Origin of the sequence: Bradyrhizobium sp. ISRA442, from assembly GCF_038085055.1 — a bacterium.
In the GTDB taxonomy this organism is placed as follows: Bacteria; Pseudomonadota; Alphaproteobacteria; order Rhizobiales; family Xanthobacteraceae; genus Bradyrhizobium.
This window is the reverse complement of sequence record NZ_JALGCN010000016.1, coordinates 125,136-140,945: the sequence shown is the minus strand read 5'-3', so window position 1 is coordinate 140,945 and position 15,810 is coordinate 125,136. Positions and strand designations below refer to the sequence as shown.

Here is a 15,810-nt window from a genome sequence, read left to right as displayed (position 1 = left end):
GCCGCCTCCGTCCTCCTCGCAACGCTCGTTTGCCGCAATCGCGTCACTCAAACCGGCTTCTGCCACTCCATGATGTGGAAGTACGGCACGCGGCGATGGCGGGCGACTTGGTCGGGCGCGCCGCCGGTAGGCTCGGGCTCAGTGAACAGGCGCAACTGGAGGCCGTGATCGAGCAGCAGCGTCATATAAGTGCTGAGCGGACGGTGCCAGTTCTGGACCCGGATGCCGCGCCAGGCGACCCAGATCGGCCGTTCGTCCATGTAGTGATCGATCGAGAAGCGCTGGACGCCCTCGCCGTCGCGCGTCCAGCCGTCCGGCTGACCTGCGGTGTTGAAGCTCGTCAGGTTGGCGATCAGGAGTGTGCCGCCCGGGCGCAGCGCCGCCACCATGTTCGCGATCGCAGGCCTGAGATCCGGCATGTCGATCAGACTGAGATAGCTGGCGACCAGATCGAAGGATGCATCGACATCCATCGTCTCGGCGCGCCCCTGACGATAGTCGCCATGCGGGTCCATCTGCCTGGCGCGGGCGAGCAGCGCCTCGGTCGGATCGATGCCGGTAGTGGCGATGCCGGCGCGCTGCATGATGCGGCAGAAGCGCCCCTCACCGCAGCCGACATCAAGCGCGCGGCCGAAGCCGCGTCCCTCGATCCGCGCCCGCATCGGCGCGTCCAGCACGAAGCGGCGGCCGTAGTCGCCATCCTCACCCTGCTCCAGGATCCATGCAGACGCGGAATCGGCCCAGCCGTCGCTGACATCGTCGCTCATGGATCGACCTTCGGACATGGATGATGGCCGCTTGCATCGCGGGGACGGCCACTAACCACACGTTGGATCGAAGTTCAACATGAGCTAACGTGCGCGTCGCATGCGCCCTGCCACCGCCCGAGAGAAAGCCAGGATCGCCGCCGGCGCGGTCGCGGCCGTCGTAATGACGGCCGTGCTGTTCGCACTCGCGCTTGGTGTTCTGCTGGCGCGATAGGCCGAAATGCGGCGGAGAAACGCCGCCGCGCGAACTTCGGACAACCGCTCGATCGTCGCGGAGATGTCCCGGATTGCGTTCACGGAGTCCTGGGTCGCATTCTGGATGCCGGCAATCTGCTGGCTGATTTCGCCGGTCGCCTTCGCCGTCTGCTCGGCGAGCGTCTTCACCTCGGACGCGACGACCGCGAAGCCGCGGCCGGCCTCACCGGCGCGCGCGGCCTCGACCATGGCGTTGAGCGCGAGCAGATTGGTCTGGCCGGCGATCGTATTGATCAGCTTGACGACGTCGCCGATCCGTGTCGCCGCGACCGAGAGCTCGCTGACCCGCTCGGTGGCGGTGCCCGCGCGAGCGAAACGCTTCAGGTTGGAGACACTTCCTTGCCATCCTCGGGCCGGCCGTGGGCGCGCACCAAGGCCTCGACGAACGCGATCACCTTGGCCCGCTTCTCGGGCGGTAGCGAGAGGAAGGCACGCACGAGCCTCAAACCCAGCGCTTCGTCCAACTGTTCGTCCTGAGCAACCATTCGCATAGTGTCAGGCTATAGGGAAAAATATGCAATCCCTTCCGAACGAGCTTGATTCGTCACAGCCGCTTTGCTGGAATGGCTTCGCTGAGGTGGATCATGAAGTGGATCGCGGAGCGCGACGCCCTGATCGCGCAGACAATGGCCTTCGTCCAATCAGTGACCGGCAAGGCGGCTGGGCTCCGCCGGCCGGACGCGCCGGCGGTTGCGCCGCCCGTTCCCACCGAAATCGTCTCCGTCCAGCCGCCGGTGGCCGCACCCGAGATCGAGCCGCCACCGCCTGTCCTGCCGCCCCAGCCCCTCGAGGTCACGCCGCCACCGCGGACGAGCGGCGATTTCCGGAGCGAAATGCAGGCCCGCATCGCCAATTTCCGCAGGCATCAGGAGCGGTTCGAACGCGAACGCGAGGAATATTGTGCGGCCACCCTGAGCAAGCTCCGCGCGGCCATGCGCGACGTCCCACCTCGCCCGCCGGTCAGAAAGTGAGACGCGGCGCCTCAGCCGGTCACAGCCACGACCACACCAGGACGAGATTGGCCGCGCAGGCGCCGAACAGTGCCAGCGTCAGCGGCAGGAGCATGTGCCCGCAGGAGGTTTTCAGGTCGGTCGTCATGGGCGGGAGCATCCGCTGATTCCGAGCGAAGAGTCCCAGGGATTCTTTTTCCCGGGATTCAGGACTCGTTTACGACTCAGGCACCCATGTCCCGATCACGGCGCCGTGATCAGGAGCCGGTTCGGAACCCCGTCCCCGGCGAAGCCGTTAATGGGCATTATTGGAGCGGGAAGAATGCCCTACGCCCTGTTCTGCAACGACGCCCAAATCAGCAAGGTCTATCCGGCTGAAGCCGACGTCTGGAAGCTCGCACAGCTCAGCGGGCTGGTCGTGGACGTGGCCAACGACGATGAGCGGCCCGGGCCGCGCCGGGTGCTCGACAATGACTACGAAATCAAGCCCTGCCGGCCCGCCCAAGGCGAAGACCCCGCCAAAAACAAGGCGGACGCCGAGCAGCAATCGCGAATGGAGCTCGAGTTCAACACGTAAGGAATCCGGCGGCCGGCCAGCGGCAGCTCATGGCGTCGCGGTCGCCAGAGACGCCTGCTCGCCCGTCAGAGCCACGCAGGCCTTGCGGCGATGCAGCCCGCGGATCGCGCCGGTGACCTTCAGCACCTTGCCGGAGGGACAGGAGCTGTCCCGGACAAAAGCCACCTCGTAGGGGGCCAGCATCAAAGGTTCGGACTTGAGGACGGTCTGCGCAGAGCACGGCAACGCGACGAGGAACGAGATCACCACCGACGCCAAGATACGCATGTTCGTTGTCCCACCAGCCCGGGAATTTTCATATTAACGCGCTCCGGAGCGCGAGTTCCGTAAGTCGCAAAAATTATTTTTGCTTTACCGCAGCCCCATGACGCGCGTGAGAAGGCGCGCGTCGAAAGGTCGCTTGGCGGAAAGATCGCGTGCAAGGCTCGCGCCAGACGGGCGGCCCGCAAACCAAAGGCCGGCAAAGCCGGCCTTTTTCAGACGCAGTTGCCGCTGGCAGATCAGTAGCGTGCACCCGACGGGCCGCCCCAGCCGAAGCGGTAGTTCACGCCGACCTTGACGGTATGCTCGTCCTCCCGACCGCGAACGCCGGCGATGTCGGCCGGGCCGGAGGTGAAGGTGGTGCTGCCGAAGTTATAGTACTGGTACTCGGCCTTGGCCGACCAGTTCGGCGCGAACATGTATTCCAGGCCGGCGCCGACGGTATAACCGTCCTTGCTGTTGCCACTGGTGGTAAAGCTTTGCGGCACACCGGCGACGCTGACACCGAGGTTGTTGTTACGCCAGGCGTAGCCACCCTTGGCGTAGAGCAGCGTGGGACCCCAAGTGTAGCCGACACGGCCGGTCACCGAGCCGATCTGGTCGGTGTTGGACGTCACCTGCGTGCCGCCCGGGAATAGCACGCCGTTGTTGTTGGTCGGCAGCCAGGAATACTGGGCCTCGACACCCACAACCCAGTTGGGCGCGAACTGGTAATCGAAGCCGCCCTGCACGCCGCCCAGGAAGCGGGCGTCGCTCGACTGGAAGCTGTTGTCCCCGGCGAACGCGCCGCCGACATGGCCGCCGATGTAAAAACCAGTCCAGTTGTAGACTACCTGCGGTGCGGTGACCGGCGGCGGCGCCTTGGTGTAGGTGCGCGCCGGGATGTCGGCTGCCGCCACTGGCGTTGCCAGCGCGAGCAGAGCTGCCGCGCCGAGCAAAATCGTCTTCATGATCATCCCCGTTCTTTCAAATTCGACCCTCAGCAAACAACGTGGCGTGAATTTGGTTGCCTCGCGACGATGCCGGAACGTTGATCGTCCGTTACTATGGCGGGGCGGCAACGATGCGTTTTTTGTTCCGTCGCGTTTCCTTGCGGCCGACAGATTCTATCGTCCGCGCAAGCAGTGCCGTAACAGTTTGTCGCAAAGCCCAACCACCCGTTCAAAGCTCGCCAAAATGTGATCCAGCGGCTCCGGCGGTTCTCGTCCTACCATGTAGCGATGAAGGCGCGCTTTGCACTATCGCGTCATCTTTTCCAGTTCCGGAAAGGGTGTGTAAACCGCGCCGGCGCAGAGCTCGTTGGCGCGCTCCAAGACGCGGTCCGCCCGTCCGTTGACGTAGACGACGGCCCGCTCGCGCATCGCCTTGTAGCTGCCGTCGGTCTCGCGCGGCGTAAAGTGCAGGCAACTCACATAGAACGGACGGCCGCCGACCTCCCGCAGCACCGGCTCGGCCATGCTGGCGTCGCGGACGCCGACCGGATTGTTCAGGTAGGTGCGCATGAGCGCCAGCGTGTCGCTGCGGATATTGTCGGGAAACGGCTGCGGCCCCGCGTCGATCAGCGACGGGCGATCACCTTCGCTGCCAAAACATGCCGCAAGCGCCAGCGGCAGCACGAGGACCGCCGCACGTTTTGCCAATCGCCCCACAATCCACGTCTCCGACCAATCCGACTCGGAGATGTTCTAGCGCCAAGGTTGGCCTAAGGGAATTCGCTGGTCTTATCGGCCGGCTAGAACAGCACACCGGCCCGCCGCGACGGCGTTCACGCTTTCGCGTGGACGCCATGACGAAACGGGCCGGCCTGAACTCCGCGCGAGGCGGCGGGCAATGCGGGGGATGCCGCCTCGCGGGATCAGTCGTCAGCTACGCTTGTCGGTGTCCGCCGGCTTGGTGACATCCGGCTGCGTCTTCAGCGACTTCTTCGCCGACACCTGCTTGTGGTGATGGCGATGCGTGCGCACGGACTTGTGCTCGGCGGGCGCGATCGCGGCGTTGGCGTTCATCGCCTTCGCCTTGGAATCCGCCTTGACGTCAGCGGCCTTCTTCGTGTCGGCCTTGTTGCCGGCGTTTGGCTTGGCGGCGGTGTTCGACACCTTGGTCTGGGTCTGGTCCGCTTTGATCACAGGTGCGGGGGTGGTGGTCTTGCCTGCTTCGGCGGCGAAGGCCGGGGCTGCGATCACGGAGGCTGCGAGCAAAGCTGCGGAAATGGTCTTCAGCATGGTGGTCTCCTTTGGAAGGATCTTGAGGCGGCGCCCTCTCGCCGACCCTTCGATCGTAGGAAAGAGCCTAGGCGGAGCGCGCTGAACCCATCCTGAAGCGCATCGCAGGCTTCCGTTCATCTGGATGACAAGTTTGTCATCTGCTCGGCGGAGCGAGGAGCCGGGCGGTCGGGAATGTTTTCGCGACCCGGGTGTTCCCGTCAGCAGGCATTCGTGTAGGATCGCCTCGTTCCATACGGGAGAAGATAGATGCGCAGACTTTCAATGCTTCTGGTACCGGGACTCGTCTCGATGGCGCTGGCGGCCGGACCGGTGCTGACGAGCGCTTACGCCGCGGGCAGCGACGACCCCTCGCCGCCGCCGAAGTCGGACTCGTCGAGCAAGAAGTCGAAGAGGAAGAGCTCCTCTATCAGCGATCCCAAATTCCTTGCCGCCTATCGCACCGCCTACGCCACGATCTATGACCGCCACGATTATGCGAGCGCGATCGACCAGTTGAAGTCGCTCAAGCGCGAGGACGTCGCCGATGTCGCCAATCTGATCGGCTACTCCTACCGCAAGCTCGGCGACTACCAGCAGTCGAAGACCTATTACGAGCTGGCGCTGAAGGACGATCCGAACCACGTCCGCACCTGGCAGTATTACGGCCTCTGGCAGCTCGAGCAAGGCAACCGCGAACAGGCGCAGTATCATCTGAACAAGATCGCCTCGCTCGCCGGCACCGACAGCAGCGAGTATCGCTCGCTCGCAGCCGCGCTGGACAAGCCGACCGGCACGACGCTCGTCTACTGAGATATTCCCGACGTCGGAAGGCAAACGAACCGGCACACCCCTCGGGGTTGTGCCGGTTCTGCTTTTTCGGCTAGCTTTCGCGCACCAATTCTCCCTCCCTCGCAATTGGTGTGCAATGGACGCGTGGCTACGATCCGCGATCGACTACATCGGCTCCTGGATCGAATTTCAACTGATCGGATCGCAACAGCCAGGCGTCATCATCGCCATCACGCATCGCGGTGAGGTCGTCGCCGAGCATGCCTTCGGCTGCGCCAACCTCGACACCGGCGAGAAGCTCACGCCGCGCCATCGCTTCCGTATCGCCTCGCATTCGAAGAGTTTTACCTCAGCCGGCATCCTGAAGCTGCGCGAGCAGCGCCGATTGCGGCTCGACGATCCCGTCGGCCAATATGTCACCGGCCTGCATCCACGAATCGCCGAGACGACGCTGGCGCAGGTGCTGTCGCACAGCGCCGGGCTGACGCGAGACGGCGCCGATTCCGGCCAGTTCATCGACAGCCGCTCCTACCTCAACGAGAAGGAGCTGCGCGCAGAGCTGAAACTGCCCACCGCGATCGAAGCCGGTACGCGCTTCAAATATTCCAATCATGGTTTTGGGCTGATCGGTCTCGTGATCGAGTCGGTGACGAGGGAGCCCTACCCCGTCTGGATCAAGCGTGAGATCATCGAGGCCGCGGGCCTGCATGAGACCGAGCCGAACGCGCCGCTTCCGAAAAGCGCGCCGTTTGCTCGCGGCCACACGCGAAAACTGCCGCTGGGCGAGCGATGCGTGATCCCCGGCGACAATCCCGGCCACGCGATGACGTCTGCCGCCGGCTTTGTCGCCACCGCAGCCGACACGGCACGATTCTTCGCGCAGCTCGCGCCCAATGCCAGAAAGAGCGTGCTGTCGGTTGCGAGCCGCCGCGAGATGACGCGACATCATTGGCGCATTCCGCAAAGCCTGGAGGGCTATTACGGTCTCGGCGTCAACGCCGGCAAGACCGACGGCTGGGACTGGTTCGGCCATGGCGGCGCCTTCCAGGGCTACATCTCCCGCACCTGCTCGATCCCAGGGTGCGAGGTCGCGATCAGCATTTTGAGCAACTCCATCGATGGCGCGGCGCCGATCTGGATGGATGGCGCGATGCAGATCCTGCGCACCTTCCAGACGCGTGGTGCCCCTCATCGGCGTGTGCGCGACTGGACCGGCCGCTGGTGGACGATCTGGGGCGCGACCGATCTGGTGCCGATGGGCAACCGCGTGCTCGTCGCCAATCCGCAGTTCAACAACCCGTTCATGGACGCCGCCGAGATCGAGGTGACCGGCCGCGACACCGGCAAGCTCGCCTCGGCCGCCGGCTATGCCAGCCATGGCGAGCCGGTGCGGCGCATTCGCGATGGCCGCGGCAAGGTCAGCGACATCTGGCTCGCCGGTGCCAACGTCAAATCACAGGCCGTCGTGGCGCGCGAGATCGCGCGCCGATATCCGCCGCGCAAACGCCGGCCTACTGTCTGACCAGCGCCTCGACCTCGCCGCGAAACGCCTGCCGCGAGCCGTCGCGGGAATAGAACATGTGGCCGCCGGGATAGACGACGAACTTGATCCGCGACGTCGCGAAGGCCGGCAACTGGTCGAGCACCCTCTGCGATCCGAAATAGGGCGTGGCGAGATCGAACAGCCCGTGCCCGACCAGCACGTTGAGCTTCGGATCGGTCGCAAGGATCTGGCGCAGCTCCGACACCGACTGCGGCGGGGTGATGCCGTGACCGAAGTCCCAGGCGCGCTCGACCGAGCCGTTCAGCACTTCATAGGAGCCGTCGGGGCGCCAGTTGAGCTTGCGTGTCAGGACATCGACCGCGGCGCTGGTGAGCGGCGCTCGAAGCGCGTCGCCGGAGGGATCGCCGAAACGAGAGCTGCCCGAATCCGGAAACGGATCGAAGCCGCGCACGGATCCGTCGTACCGGCCGGTCACCTTGCCGTTCTTGCGGTCGAACTCGCGGCGAAATTCACCGACATCGAAGCGGCCCGCGAGCCTGCGGCTCACCGCCTGGTCGATGCCGGTCAGGGCAGCGACCCTGTCGGCGAGACGATTGGTGGCCTCCTTGTCCGCTTCGCCTTTGATGAGGTCGGCCAGGAACTCGCCGCGCGCATAGGCTTCGACGTCGGCGAGATCGGCGCGCGTCACGGGCGCCTTGGCTTCGCGCGCGACCGCCGCATAGCTCGGCAGCGTCGCGACATATTGCAGAAGGCTCGTGCCGGTGAACTCGCGGAAGTCGAACAGCGGCGACAGCAGGATCAATCCTCTGACGCCCACTCCGTACTGGAGCTGCAACTGACGCACGACCTTCGGCCCGCGAATGCCGCCATAGCTTTCGCCGGCGACGTATTTCGGTGAGAGCAACCGGTCATGCTTCTCGAGCCAGCGGCGGATCACCAGCGCGATCGAATTGACGTCGCCGTCGATCGAATAGAACCGTTTGCGCGCATCCTCGCCGCTCGCGGCGAAGCGGCTGTAGCCGGTGCCGACGGGGTCGATGAAGACGAGATCGGTGAAGTCGAGCCAGGTCTCCGCGTTCGGCCTCACCTCGGGCGAGGCCGACGGCGAGAGAGCTTCGCCATCGAACGGCAGCCGCCACGGCCCGGCGCTGCCGAACTGGAGCCATGCCGAGGATGCGCCGGGCCCGCCATTGAACAGGAAGGTGACCGGGCGCGTAGCGCGGTCGGCGCCGTCGAGCTCATAGGAGGTGTAGGCGATATCGGCCTGCGGCTCGCGCTTGTCGTCGAACAAACGGATCGAGCCGGCGATCGCGGTGAAGGCGAGCGTTCGCCCGGGCAGCTCGAGCGTCTGCTTCGTCGTCGCATCCGCGGGAAGGCGATGCTGTTCGGCGGCGGAGGGCGAAGGCTGTGCTGCGGACTGCGCACCGCCGCCACGGCCGCCCTTCTGTCCCGCGGGCGCGGTCGCCTCGGGACGCGGCTGCGGCGGATCGTCCGCATGTGCAGATCCTGCAAGTACGAAAGCCGAGAACGCCAGCACCAGCCCCGTGCGGCGCAGCGCCGGCAAACTCATGACCATGATCGTCTCCCTGCCCGGCAATACGCGCCCATCGGTCGTGTGCCGGTGACTGCCGCAATACTAGCGAGGAATTGCGACGGTTTGGGGGATCACGAGCTCCGGCGGCGCCGCAGGTGCCGGCCGGGGGCAAATCCAGGTGGCTTTACCCTGAATCGCGACGGGCCGCCGCGCCGGCCGCCCTCCACTTGCCTTGCGAGGTGGTCATCCTCGACAATGGTGGCCCAGGTCGTATAGACGACCCTGGCGCACCCCCCTCGAGCCAGCGGCATCCGCCCGGAAGATCATGAGCAAGCCCTACGATCGGATCGCTTTCGTCGCCAGCCCGAGCAGCGAGGCACAGACCGCCTTCAACCAGCTCACCGAACGCTACGGCAATTGCGATCCCAAGGATGCCGACGTCGTGGTCGCGCTCGGCGGCGACGGGCTCATGCTCCAGACGCTGCACCAGAACATGCACACGGGAAAGCCGATCTACGGCATGCACCGCGGCACGGTCGGCTTCCTGATGAACGAATATTCGACACATGATTTGCGCACGCGGCTCGAGGCGGCGCATGAATCCGAAATCAATCCGCTCCTGATGCGCGCGACCGACGTGCGCGACCGTGTGCATCTCCACCACGCCATCAACGAGGTCGCCCTGTTCCGGCAGACCTTCCAGGCGGCGCGCCTGCGCATCCTGATCGACGAGCGTGAGCGCATGTCCGAGCTGATCGCCGACGGCATCATGGTGGCGACGCCGGCGGGTTCAACCGCCTACAATCTCTCCGCCCAGGGGCCGATCCTGCCGATCAATGCCGCGCTCCTGGCGCTGACGCCGATCAGCGCCTTCCGCCCACGCCGCTGGCGCGGAGCTCTCCTGCCCAACACGGCCTATGTCGTGATCGAGGTGCTGGAAGGCGAGAAGCGCCCGGTCGCGGCGGTGGCCGACCATGACGAGGTGCGCGACGTCCGCCGCGTCGAGGTGCTCGCCGACAGGACGATCTCGATGCGCATGCTGTTCGATCCCGGCCACAGCCTGGAAGAGCGCATTTTGCGCGAACAGTTCGGCTACTAAGCCGCCTCGCCCTGAGCTCGCCCCAGCCCCGGTCGCAACCCTTCGTTAACCCCCGGCACGATATGGTTAACGAAGGTTGACCGCTTTGGCCCGGGCGTCATGTTCCGCATCGACTTCAACAAGCTGCGCTTCCTCGTCTGTGACGACAATCCGCACATGCGCCGCATCCTGCGGACGCTGCTGCATTCCTTTGGCGCGCGTGAAGTCTACGAGGCCGAGGACGGCGCGACCGCGCTCGAAATGTACAGCCATTACGTACCCGACATCGTCATCACCGACTGGGCGATGCCGATCTTCGACGGGCTCGAGCTTGCGCAGATGATCCGGCAGCCGGAGTCCAAGGGTAACCCCTACGCGCCGATCATCATGCTGACGGGACATTCAGAGAAGCGCCGGGTCACGGTCGCGCGCGATGCCGGGGTCACCGAATTCCTTGCCAAGCCGATCTCGGCCAAGGCCCTCTATCAACGCATCCTCAACGTGGTCGCCAATCCCCGGCCCTTCATCAAGACCAAGACCTATTTCGGGCCCGACCGCCGCCGCAACATCAACTCCGCCTATATGGGTCCCGAGCGCCGCGTCGGCGAGAAGCACGAGGTGCTCCAGCAGCCCTCGCTGCTCGACAAGGCCCGCTCCTCCATCTAGCGCAACGTCTCAGGCGAGGCAGGGATCATGGCGAAGAACAGCGCAAGGGACATCGAGGTCAAGGCCTTCGCCACCCATCACGTGATCACGCAGCCCAATCCGCTGCGCAAGGTGCTGCGTCGGGTCGAGGCCAAGGACATGGACGATCCGGTCGGGCGCGCCGAGCAGGCGCTGGCCGGCCTCTCCGGCGAGTTCAAGGACTGGATGACGAGCGAGGTCAACCGGCTGTCTGCCGCCTGGGCCGCCATCCAGCAAGACGGCTTCGATGACGCCCGGCGCGGAGAGCTGTTCCGCGCTGCTCACGACATCAAGGGCGATGCCGCGACGTTCGGCTTCCCGTCGGCGGCCGGAATCGCCGAGAGCCTGTGTCGGGTCATCGAGCATGCGCCCGATCTCGCCAAGGTCCCCGCGGAGCTGTTCGCGCACCACATCAATGCCATCGCGGCGATCGTGCACGAGAACACCAGGCTCGACAGCCTCAGCGTCTCCGGCGAGCTCAGCCGCCGCCTGCGCAAGGTCGCCGACGAATATCTCACCCACGTCAATCGCGATCGTCCCGAGCATCTCGAAGCGATCCTGGCGCCGAGCATCGTGCCGGGAGATTAACTCTCCCCTCGTCATTGCGAGCGCAGCGAAGCAATCCAGAATCCCTCCGCGGGAACAGTCTGGATTGCTTCGCTGCGCTCGCAATGACGGAGTTCGAGGGTCCCGCCCGGCTCCATCGCCAGCGTTGAACTACGCCGCGATCGGATCATCATAAATCGGCGCGATCGCCTCGTCCGCGACGAGCTCGTCGCAGAACAGCCGCGCTTCTTCGCGCGCCGACTCGGTTGCGAAGCGGCGCAGCAGGATCAGCAGTGGCCCGGTGGCACCGCGATCCGTCGCGCAATGGGTGAGCACGCGCTCGACCATGCGCCGGCGGAGCCGCACGGCTCCGGCGTCGGTATCGACGAAGCCATTCTCGTGGCAGGCCTCTAGCGCGGCATGGAAGGCCGCGAAGGTCGCCTCCGGCAGGCCCGCGCGGCGGAGCAGTGCGTGCAGGCTGCTGCCGCGACGGTCGTGCAGGAGCGCGGAGACGCGTGCCAGCGGCAGATCGGACAATTCGGCGAGCGCCGCGTCGAACAGTTCGAGATTGCTCGACAACAGCGCGCGCAGGATCAGGCCCGCCGTAAGCTGCCCCGTGACGCGCAGATGCCGCACCAGGCCCTGCATGTCCTCGCCGCGCGAGCGCGCCGCGATGTTCATGGTGGAGCGGTCGCGCGCCTCAGTCGCCATGCGACCGGCGCGGTCGGCGCTGATCCAGTTCCGTGCCACGACGAACTGCGCCAGCGTCTCGGACAGCTTTGCGACGAGCGCTGCGCGCGTCGCGGCCGGCAGATCCTCCAGCACCAGCATCGCCTCGCGGATCGCGGCGAGATGGCCGTGGCGCTCGACGATGCGATCCCAGGAGAACGGCGCGAGGTCGGCACAAGGGTTTTCGATCAGCTCGAGGGCCGCGGCAGCGCAGCCGACTTCGGCGATCGCGGCGCAGACCGAGGCCGGCAGCGCGATGCGGCGCGCGATCGCGCATTGCACCTCGTCATTGCCGGTGGCGACGATGTCGACGAGATCGGCATCGATCAGCAGCGGGGAATGTTCGAGCACCGGCAGCGCGACGGACGGTTGGTCCGCCGACAGCGCCCGCACGATCGCCGCCGGCGCCTCGGCGCTGCGCGCGAAGGCTTCCGCCATCGCCCGGCGTACCAGGGGCGACGGGTCGTCGAGCAGCATCAACAGCGCGCCTTCGGCGGCAATGCGGTCGTCGTGGGAAAGGTCTGAAATCAACCAGGCGCGGGCCAAGGCCCGCGTTGCCTCTGCCCGCTCGCCAGCGGGCGCCGTCCTGATCCAACTGATGAACTGCCGAACGATCATGGTCCTTCCGGCTTACGCAACCAACGAAAAATGGTGACGGCTTGTCACCCGCAAGACAAAATAAACCACGACGCTTAACAAAGCGTTCACCATAACTGGCTGGTTTTATTGACGTTTTGTTAAGGGAACAAAGACCGCCTGTCACCACTCTCCGCGCGCGAGCTGGGTCCGGCTCGGCGGCGCATCGCTTGCGCGCTGCGCCTTGTCCGGCACATGAGAGTAGATGCTAGCTTGAGAATGTGCCGCTGCGATCGCTGAAGAGATCGAGCGGCTGCGGCGGTCGCACCTCCAGCATCGCCGAGGCAACGGAGGTCGGCGAGGTATTGTTGCCCCACAATTTCTGCACCGTCGTCGAGACCGGCTGCGTCGCGTCGCCGGGCTGATAGATCGAGCGAAACGCCGGTGCGGTCGGCGCATTGTCAGCCACCGTCGTTGTCGATGTTGCGCTGACCGGCGTCACTGCGCGCGTGTCCGGGAAAGTCTGGAGATAGGCAGCGTTGTCGATCACGGGCGTGGCCTGCACACCGTTTGTGCTCGCAACCAGCGTCATCGACGGCGTGTCGCCATACATCGCCATCGCGCTCCGCGTCGCCTTTGAATTCGCCGCGCTCGCATAGCGCGAGTTCAGCACCGAATAGACTTCGGAGATGCTGCGCGCGCGGCCGTCTTGGGCGTAGAAGATCGAGCGGTTGGCGGCGGCCGCATTCGGGAACAGGCGCGCGCCGACCGCTTGCGGATTGTCCTCGGCATTTGCGATCAGCTTGGCGGCACCGCCGACCCCCATGAAATGCGCCATGTAGAGTTCGCTGTCGGACGGCCGGCGCCCGAGCAGGCCGGTGAGCTTGAAGCTGTTGGACTGCGTCAGCGCCGCAGCCATGCTTGAAGCGGCCTCCGGATCATCGCGCAGCTCCATGATCGACCGCTTCAGAACGGGATCATCGACGGTGTAGCTGCCGGACAAGGTCTTGGTGATGGCGTCGGCGTAGCTGCCATAGCCGAGCTGGGCGCCAGCCTCCTTCACCGTGCCGAGCCAGGTCTGGTCGATGAACTGATAGAGCCCATGCGCGGACGAGGTGGTGGCGCCCGCGGTCGGATTGAAATCCGACTCCATCTTGGCGGTGGTCAGCATGTATTCGAAGCTGACGCCAGAGAGATTGGAGGCCTGCTTGATCGCGCCGGCGATGCGCGCCCGCGACGGATCGATACCGGCCGTCTGCATGGCACTGGAGTTGTCGACCGACATGATGGAGTGCCCGCTCCGCGCGGCGTTTAGCAGCGCCGGCAATTCGGCGCCCTGTCGTCTCACCGTGGGACAGGTATGGTTAATGCGGAGTTAATAGACCTCTCTCGGTCATTCCGGGGCATCGCGTAACGATGAACCCGGAATCCACTCAGCCGCGCGTAATGTCTAGCGATGGATTCCGGGTTCGATGCTGGCGCATCGCCTCGGAATGACCGGAGAGCTATTTCTTATAGACGTCGTTCGGATCGAACAGCCGCTCGGCTTCAACGAAGACGAGCTTCGCGCCTGCCCGCTCGGCCTCGACCTTGCGGTAGAAGCAGGACCTGCGGCCGGTGTGGCAGGCCGCGCCCACCTGCTCGACACGAAGCCAGACCGCGTCCTGGTCGCAATCGGTCCGCATCTCGACCACGCGCTGGGTCTGACCCGATGTCTCACCTTTTCGCCATAAGGCGTTGCGCGAGCGGCTGAAGTACCAGGCCTCGCCGGTCGCTATCGTCTTGCGGAGCGCCTCGTCGTTCATGTGGGCGACCATCAGCACGTCGCCGGTCGCGGCGTCCGTCGCCACACAGGTGACGAGGCCGGCCGCGTCGAACCGGGGCTGGAAGGAGAGCCCTTCCTCAATCTCATGGGAGTGGGTGGACACGAAGCCCTCGCCAGTTACGCGCGAGGCTCAGCGTTGCGTGCCTCGCACCAGGGATAGGAAGCGGGCCTGCTCCGCCGGATTGTCGCGGAACATGCCGGTGAAGCGGCTGGTGAACGTCATCGCGCCATGCTTGGCGACGCCACGCACCGACATGCAGGTATGCTCGGCTTCGATCAGCACGGCAACGCCGCGGGGCTTGAGGATCTCGTCGATCGCTGCCGCGATCTGGGCGGTCAGGTGCTCCTGGGTCTGGAGCCGGCGCGCGAAGATGTCGGTGAGCCGCGCGAGTTTCGACAGGCCGACGACGCGCTCCACCGGCGTGTAGGCGATGTGCGCCTTGCCATAGAACGGCATCATGTGATGCTCACACTGCGAGGTGAACTCGATGTCGCGCACCAGCACGAAGTCGTCATAGCCGGCGGTCTCGCCGAAGGTGCGGTCGAGCACCTCGGCCGGGCACTGGTGATAACCCTGATAGAGCTCGTCGAAGGCCTCGACCACGCGTCGCGGCGTGTCCAGCAGACCCTCGCGCTGGGTGTTCTCGCCGATATAGGCGAGCAGCGTCTTCACCGCCTGCTCGGCCTCGGCGCGCGCGGGGCGCGGCTGGTCGGCACGGACGGCGGCCGCGAGGAATTCGGAAGGATCGAGCTCCGCGGGGCGACTCTCGGGCTGCTTGTCGGCGGGCTTGTTGGGGCGGATGGGTTTGATCAATGCGTCCATGTCAACTCCGTTCGACGGCCCTGCGGCCGGAGTGTCACCGGCAGACGGGGCGGCAGGACCGCCGGACGCCTGAAGAGAACAACCGATCTTGGCGCAAAAGGTCCTCGGCCCTAACGTCGATCACGGAATTCTGGATCGCCGCCGCCGAACCGCTGGACTGTTTTTCCGCCAGTTCCGCCCCTATATAGGACCGTGGACGGCGCCCGCCAAGGCCGATCCGGTGAGGAAGTGCTGGACTCCATCACATGCTGAACGACATCTATAACAAACGGATCATCGAGCTGGCCGGAAATATTCCGCGCCTGGGGCGACTTTCGGACCCCGATGCGACCGCCACCGCGCACTCCAAACTTTGCGGCTCGACCGTCAAGGTAGACCTGAAGATGGATGGCGACACCGTCACCGACTTCGCCCACGACGTGAAGGCCTGTGCGCTCGGCCAAGCCTCCTCATCCATCATGGCAAGTCACGTCGTCGGCTCGACTGCGAGCGAACTCCGTGAGTTACGCGAAACCGTTCGCAAGATGCTGAAGGAGAACGGCGCGCCGCCGGACGGAAAATGGGCCGAGATCAAGTTCCTCGAGCCGGTCCGCGACTACAAGGCGCGTCACGCTTCGACGCTGCTGACCTTCGATGCCGTCGTCGATGCCATCGGCCAGATCGAGGCCAAAGCCAAGCAGCCGGCCGCCGCGCAGGGCTGAGTCTCTC

Annotated in this window: 19 protein-coding genes and 1 pseudogene; 8 read left to right on the top strand and 12 right to left on the bottom strand. The window is 65.3% G+C overall.

What is annotated here, in order from left to right:
- Window positions 1-47: 47 nt before the first annotated feature.
- The 3 genes and pseudogenes from MTR72_RS28400 to MTR72_RS28390 all read right to left on the bottom strand — a co-directional run bounded on the left by MTR72_RS28400 (window position 48) and on the right by MTR72_RS28390 (window position 1,486).
- Window positions 48-767, bottom strand: coding sequence for a class I SAM-dependent methyltransferase (locus MTR72_RS28400; RefSeq protein ID WP_341511600.1), 720 nt, complete (start codon window positions 765-767; stop codon window positions 48-50).
- Window positions 768-851: 84 nt separating this feature from the next.
- A pseudogene (locus tag MTR72_RS28395) lies at window positions 852-1,331 on the bottom strand (methyl-accepting chemotaxis protein); the annotation flags it as partial.
- Window positions 1,332-1,342: 11 nt separating this feature from the next.
- The gene (locus tag MTR72_RS28390) at window positions 1,343-1,486 is read right to left on the bottom strand and encodes a hypothetical protein (protein WP_280970168.1); all 144 of its coding nucleotides are present in this window, start codon (window positions 1,484-1,486) and stop codon (window positions 1,343-1,345) included.
- Window positions 1,487-1,606: 120 nt separating this feature from the next.
- Between MTR72_RS28390 and MTR72_RS28385 the strand changes: the two genes are divergently transcribed.
- Together MTR72_RS28385 and MTR72_RS28380 are read left to right on the top strand one after the other, a co-directional pair.
- Complete coding sequence (locus MTR72_RS28385; protein ID WP_280970167.1) at window positions 1,607-1,993, top strand: hypothetical protein; 387 nt, start codon at window positions 1,607-1,609, stop codon at window positions 1,991-1,993.
- Between the two features lie 301 nt (window positions 1,994-2,294).
- Window positions 2,295-2,549, top strand: coding sequence for a hypothetical protein (locus MTR72_RS28380; RefSeq protein WP_280970166.1), 255 nt, complete (start codon window positions 2,295-2,297; stop codon window positions 2,547-2,549).
- A 27-nt stretch (window positions 2,550-2,576) separates the two neighbouring features.
- Here MTR72_RS28380 and MTR72_RS28375 read toward each other — a convergent pair whose 3' ends face one another.
- The 4 genes from MTR72_RS28375 to MTR72_RS28360 form a co-directional block, all read right to left on the bottom strand.
- Window positions 2,577-2,816: a DUF6719 family protein gene (locus tag MTR72_RS28375; protein WP_280970165.1), complete on the bottom strand. Its 240-nt coding sequence runs from the start codon at window positions 2,814-2,816 to the stop codon at window positions 2,577-2,579.
- Window positions 2,817-3,049: 233 nt separating this feature from the next.
- Window positions 3,050-3,760 carry an outer membrane protein gene (locus tag MTR72_RS28370; RefSeq protein WP_280970164.1) on the bottom strand — a complete coding sequence of 237 codons (711 nt, stop codon included), beginning with the start codon at window positions 3,758-3,760 and terminating at the stop codon, window positions 3,050-3,052.
- 288 nt (window positions 3,761-4,048) lie between these two features.
- Window positions 4,049-4,459 (bottom strand): hypothetical protein, encoded by a 411-nt coding sequence (locus MTR72_RS28365; RefSeq protein WP_280970163.1) that lies wholly within the window; start codon window positions 4,457-4,459, stop codon window positions 4,049-4,051.
- A gap of 213 nt (window positions 4,460-4,672) precedes the next feature.
- Window positions 4,673-5,032, bottom strand: coding sequence for a His-rich protein BRANT (locus MTR72_RS28360; RefSeq protein ID WP_280970162.1), 360 nt, complete (start codon window positions 5,030-5,032; stop codon window positions 4,673-4,675).
- A 249-nt stretch (window positions 5,033-5,281) separates the two neighbouring features.
- Between MTR72_RS28360 and MTR72_RS28355 the strand changes: the two genes are divergently transcribed.
- Both MTR72_RS28355 and MTR72_RS28350 read left to right on the top strand, forming a co-directional pair.
- Complete coding sequence (locus tag MTR72_RS28355; protein ID WP_280970161.1) at window positions 5,282-5,824, top strand: tetratricopeptide repeat protein; 543 nt, start codon at window positions 5,282-5,284, stop codon at window positions 5,822-5,824.
- Window positions 5,825-5,939: 115 nt separating this feature from the next.
- Complete coding sequence (locus MTR72_RS28350; RefSeq protein WP_341511599.1) at window positions 5,940-7,325, top strand: serine hydrolase domain-containing protein; 1,386 nt, start codon at window positions 5,940-5,942, stop codon at window positions 7,323-7,325.
- Here the strand turns inward: MTR72_RS28350 and MTR72_RS28345 are convergent.
- Window positions 7,315-8,883 (bottom strand): S10 family peptidase, encoded by a 1,569-nt coding sequence (locus MTR72_RS28345; protein WP_341511598.1) that lies wholly within the window; start codon window positions 8,881-8,883, stop codon window positions 7,315-7,317. The genes MTR72_RS28350 and MTR72_RS28345 overlap by 11 nt on opposite strands.
- A gap of 283 nt (window positions 8,884-9,166) precedes the next feature.
- Between MTR72_RS28345 and MTR72_RS28340 the strand changes: the two genes are divergently transcribed.
- The 3 genes from MTR72_RS28340 to MTR72_RS28330 all read left to right on the top strand — a co-directional run bounded on the left by MTR72_RS28340 (window position 9,167) and on the right by MTR72_RS28330 (window position 11,191).
- Entirely contained in the window at window positions 9,167-9,940 is a 774-nt protein-coding gene (locus MTR72_RS28340; RefSeq protein ID WP_280970158.1) for an NAD kinase, read from the top strand.
- A 99-nt stretch (window positions 9,941-10,039) separates the two neighbouring features.
- Window positions 10,040-10,585 (top strand): response regulator, encoded by a 546-nt coding sequence (locus tag MTR72_RS28335; protein ID WP_280970157.1) that lies wholly within the window; start codon window positions 10,040-10,042, stop codon window positions 10,583-10,585.
- 27 nt (window positions 10,586-10,612) lie between these two features.
- Complete coding sequence (locus MTR72_RS28330; protein WP_280970156.1) at window positions 10,613-11,191, top strand: Hpt domain-containing protein; 579 nt, start codon at window positions 10,613-10,615, stop codon at window positions 11,189-11,191.
- Window positions 11,192-11,320: 129 nt separating this feature from the next.
- On the opposite strand, the gene MTR72_RS28325 is transcribed toward MTR72_RS28330, so the two are convergent.
- From MTR72_RS28325 to folE, 4 genes are all read right to left on the bottom strand, one after another.
- The gene (locus MTR72_RS28325; protein ID WP_280970155.1) at window positions 11,321-12,496 is read right to left on the bottom strand and encodes a DUF2336 domain-containing protein; all 1,176 of its coding nucleotides are present in this window, start codon (window positions 12,494-12,496) and stop codon (window positions 11,321-11,323) included.
- Window positions 12,497-12,722: 226 nt separating this feature from the next.
- Window positions 12,723-13,739 carry a lytic transglycosylase domain-containing protein gene (locus MTR72_RS28320; RefSeq protein WP_341511597.1) on the bottom strand — a complete coding sequence of 339 codons (1,017 nt, stop codon included), beginning with the start codon at window positions 13,737-13,739 and terminating at the stop codon, window positions 12,723-12,725.
- A 220-nt stretch (window positions 13,740-13,959) separates the two neighbouring features.
- Window positions 13,960-14,382, bottom strand: coding sequence for a phosphoribosyl-AMP cyclohydrolase (gene hisI / locus MTR72_RS28315; RefSeq protein ID WP_280970153.1), 423 nt, complete (start codon window positions 14,380-14,382; stop codon window positions 13,960-13,962).
- A gap of 27 nt (window positions 14,383-14,409) precedes the next feature.
- Complete coding sequence (gene folE, locus MTR72_RS28310; protein WP_280970152.1) at window positions 14,410-15,102, bottom strand: GTP cyclohydrolase I FolE; 693 nt, start codon at window positions 15,100-15,102, stop codon at window positions 14,410-14,412.
- A gap of 245 nt (window positions 15,103-15,347) precedes the next feature.
- Between folE and MTR72_RS28305 the strand changes: the two genes are divergently transcribed.
- Window positions 15,348-15,803 (top strand): iron-sulfur cluster assembly scaffold protein, encoded by a 456-nt coding sequence (locus tag MTR72_RS28305; protein ID WP_063702939.1) that lies wholly within the window; start codon window positions 15,348-15,350, stop codon window positions 15,801-15,803.
- The last annotated feature ends 7 nt before the right edge of the window (window positions 15,804-15,810 follow it).

Bases quoted from the DNA above. Each gene is read 5' to 3' on its own strand.
- MTR72_RS28385 (WP_280970167.1), top strand. From the start codon at position 1,607: ATGAAGTGGATCGCGGAGCGCGACGCCCTGATCGCGCAGACAATGGCC.
- MTR72_RS28340 (WP_280970158.1), top strand. From the start codon at position 9,167: ATGAGCAAGCCCTACGATCGGATCGCTTTCGTCGCCAGCCCGAGCAGC.
- MTR72_RS28305 (WP_063702939.1), top strand. From the start codon at position 15,348: ATGCTGAACGACATCTATAACAAACGGATCATCGAGCTGGCCGGAAAT.
- MTR72_RS28370 (WP_280970164.1), bottom strand. From the start codon at position 3,760: ATGAAGACGATTTTGCTCGGCGCGGCAGCTCTGCTCGCGCTGGCAACG.
- MTR72_RS28375 (WP_280970165.1), bottom strand. From the start codon at position 2,816: ATGCGTATCTTGGCGTCGGTGGTGATCTCGTTCCTCGTCGCGTTGCCG.
- MTR72_RS28350 (WP_341511599.1), top strand. From the start codon at position 5,940: ATGGACGCGTGGCTACGATCCGCGATCGACTACATCGGCTCCTGGATC.
- MTR72_RS28400 (WP_341511600.1), bottom strand. From the start codon at position 767: ATGAGCGACGATGTCAGCGACGGCTGGGCCGATTCCGCGTCTGCATGG.
- MTR72_RS28380 (WP_280970166.1), top strand. From the start codon at position 2,295: ATGCCCTACGCCCTGTTCTGCAACGACGCCCAAATCAGCAAGGTCTAT.
- MTR72_RS28330 (WP_280970156.1), top strand. From the start codon at position 10,613: ATGGCGAAGAACAGCGCAAGGGACATCGAGGTCAAGGCCTTCGCCACC.
- MTR72_RS28325 (WP_280970155.1), bottom strand. From the start codon at position 12,496: ATGATCGTTCGGCAGTTCATCAGTTGGATCAGGACGGCGCCCGCTGGC.
- folE (WP_280970152.1), bottom strand. From the start codon at position 15,102: ATGGACGCATTGATCAAACCCATCCGCCCCAACAAGCCCGCCGACAAG.
- MTR72_RS28345 (WP_341511598.1), bottom strand. From the start codon at position 8,883: ATGGTCATGAGTTTGCCGGCGCTGCGCCGCACGGGGCTGGTGCTGGCG.
- MTR72_RS28320 (WP_341511597.1), bottom strand. From the start codon at position 13,739: ATGTCGGTCGACAACTCCAGTGCCATGCAGACGGCCGGTATCGATCCG.
- MTR72_RS28335 (WP_280970157.1), top strand. From the start codon at position 10,040: ATGTTCCGCATCGACTTCAACAAGCTGCGCTTCCTCGTCTGTGACGAC.
- MTR72_RS28360 (WP_280970162.1), bottom strand. From the start codon at position 5,032: ATGCTGAAGACCATTTCCGCAGCTTTGCTCGCAGCCTCCGTGATCGCA.
- MTR72_RS28355 (WP_280970161.1), top strand. From the start codon at position 5,282: ATGCGCAGACTTTCAATGCTTCTGGTACCGGGACTCGTCTCGATGGCG.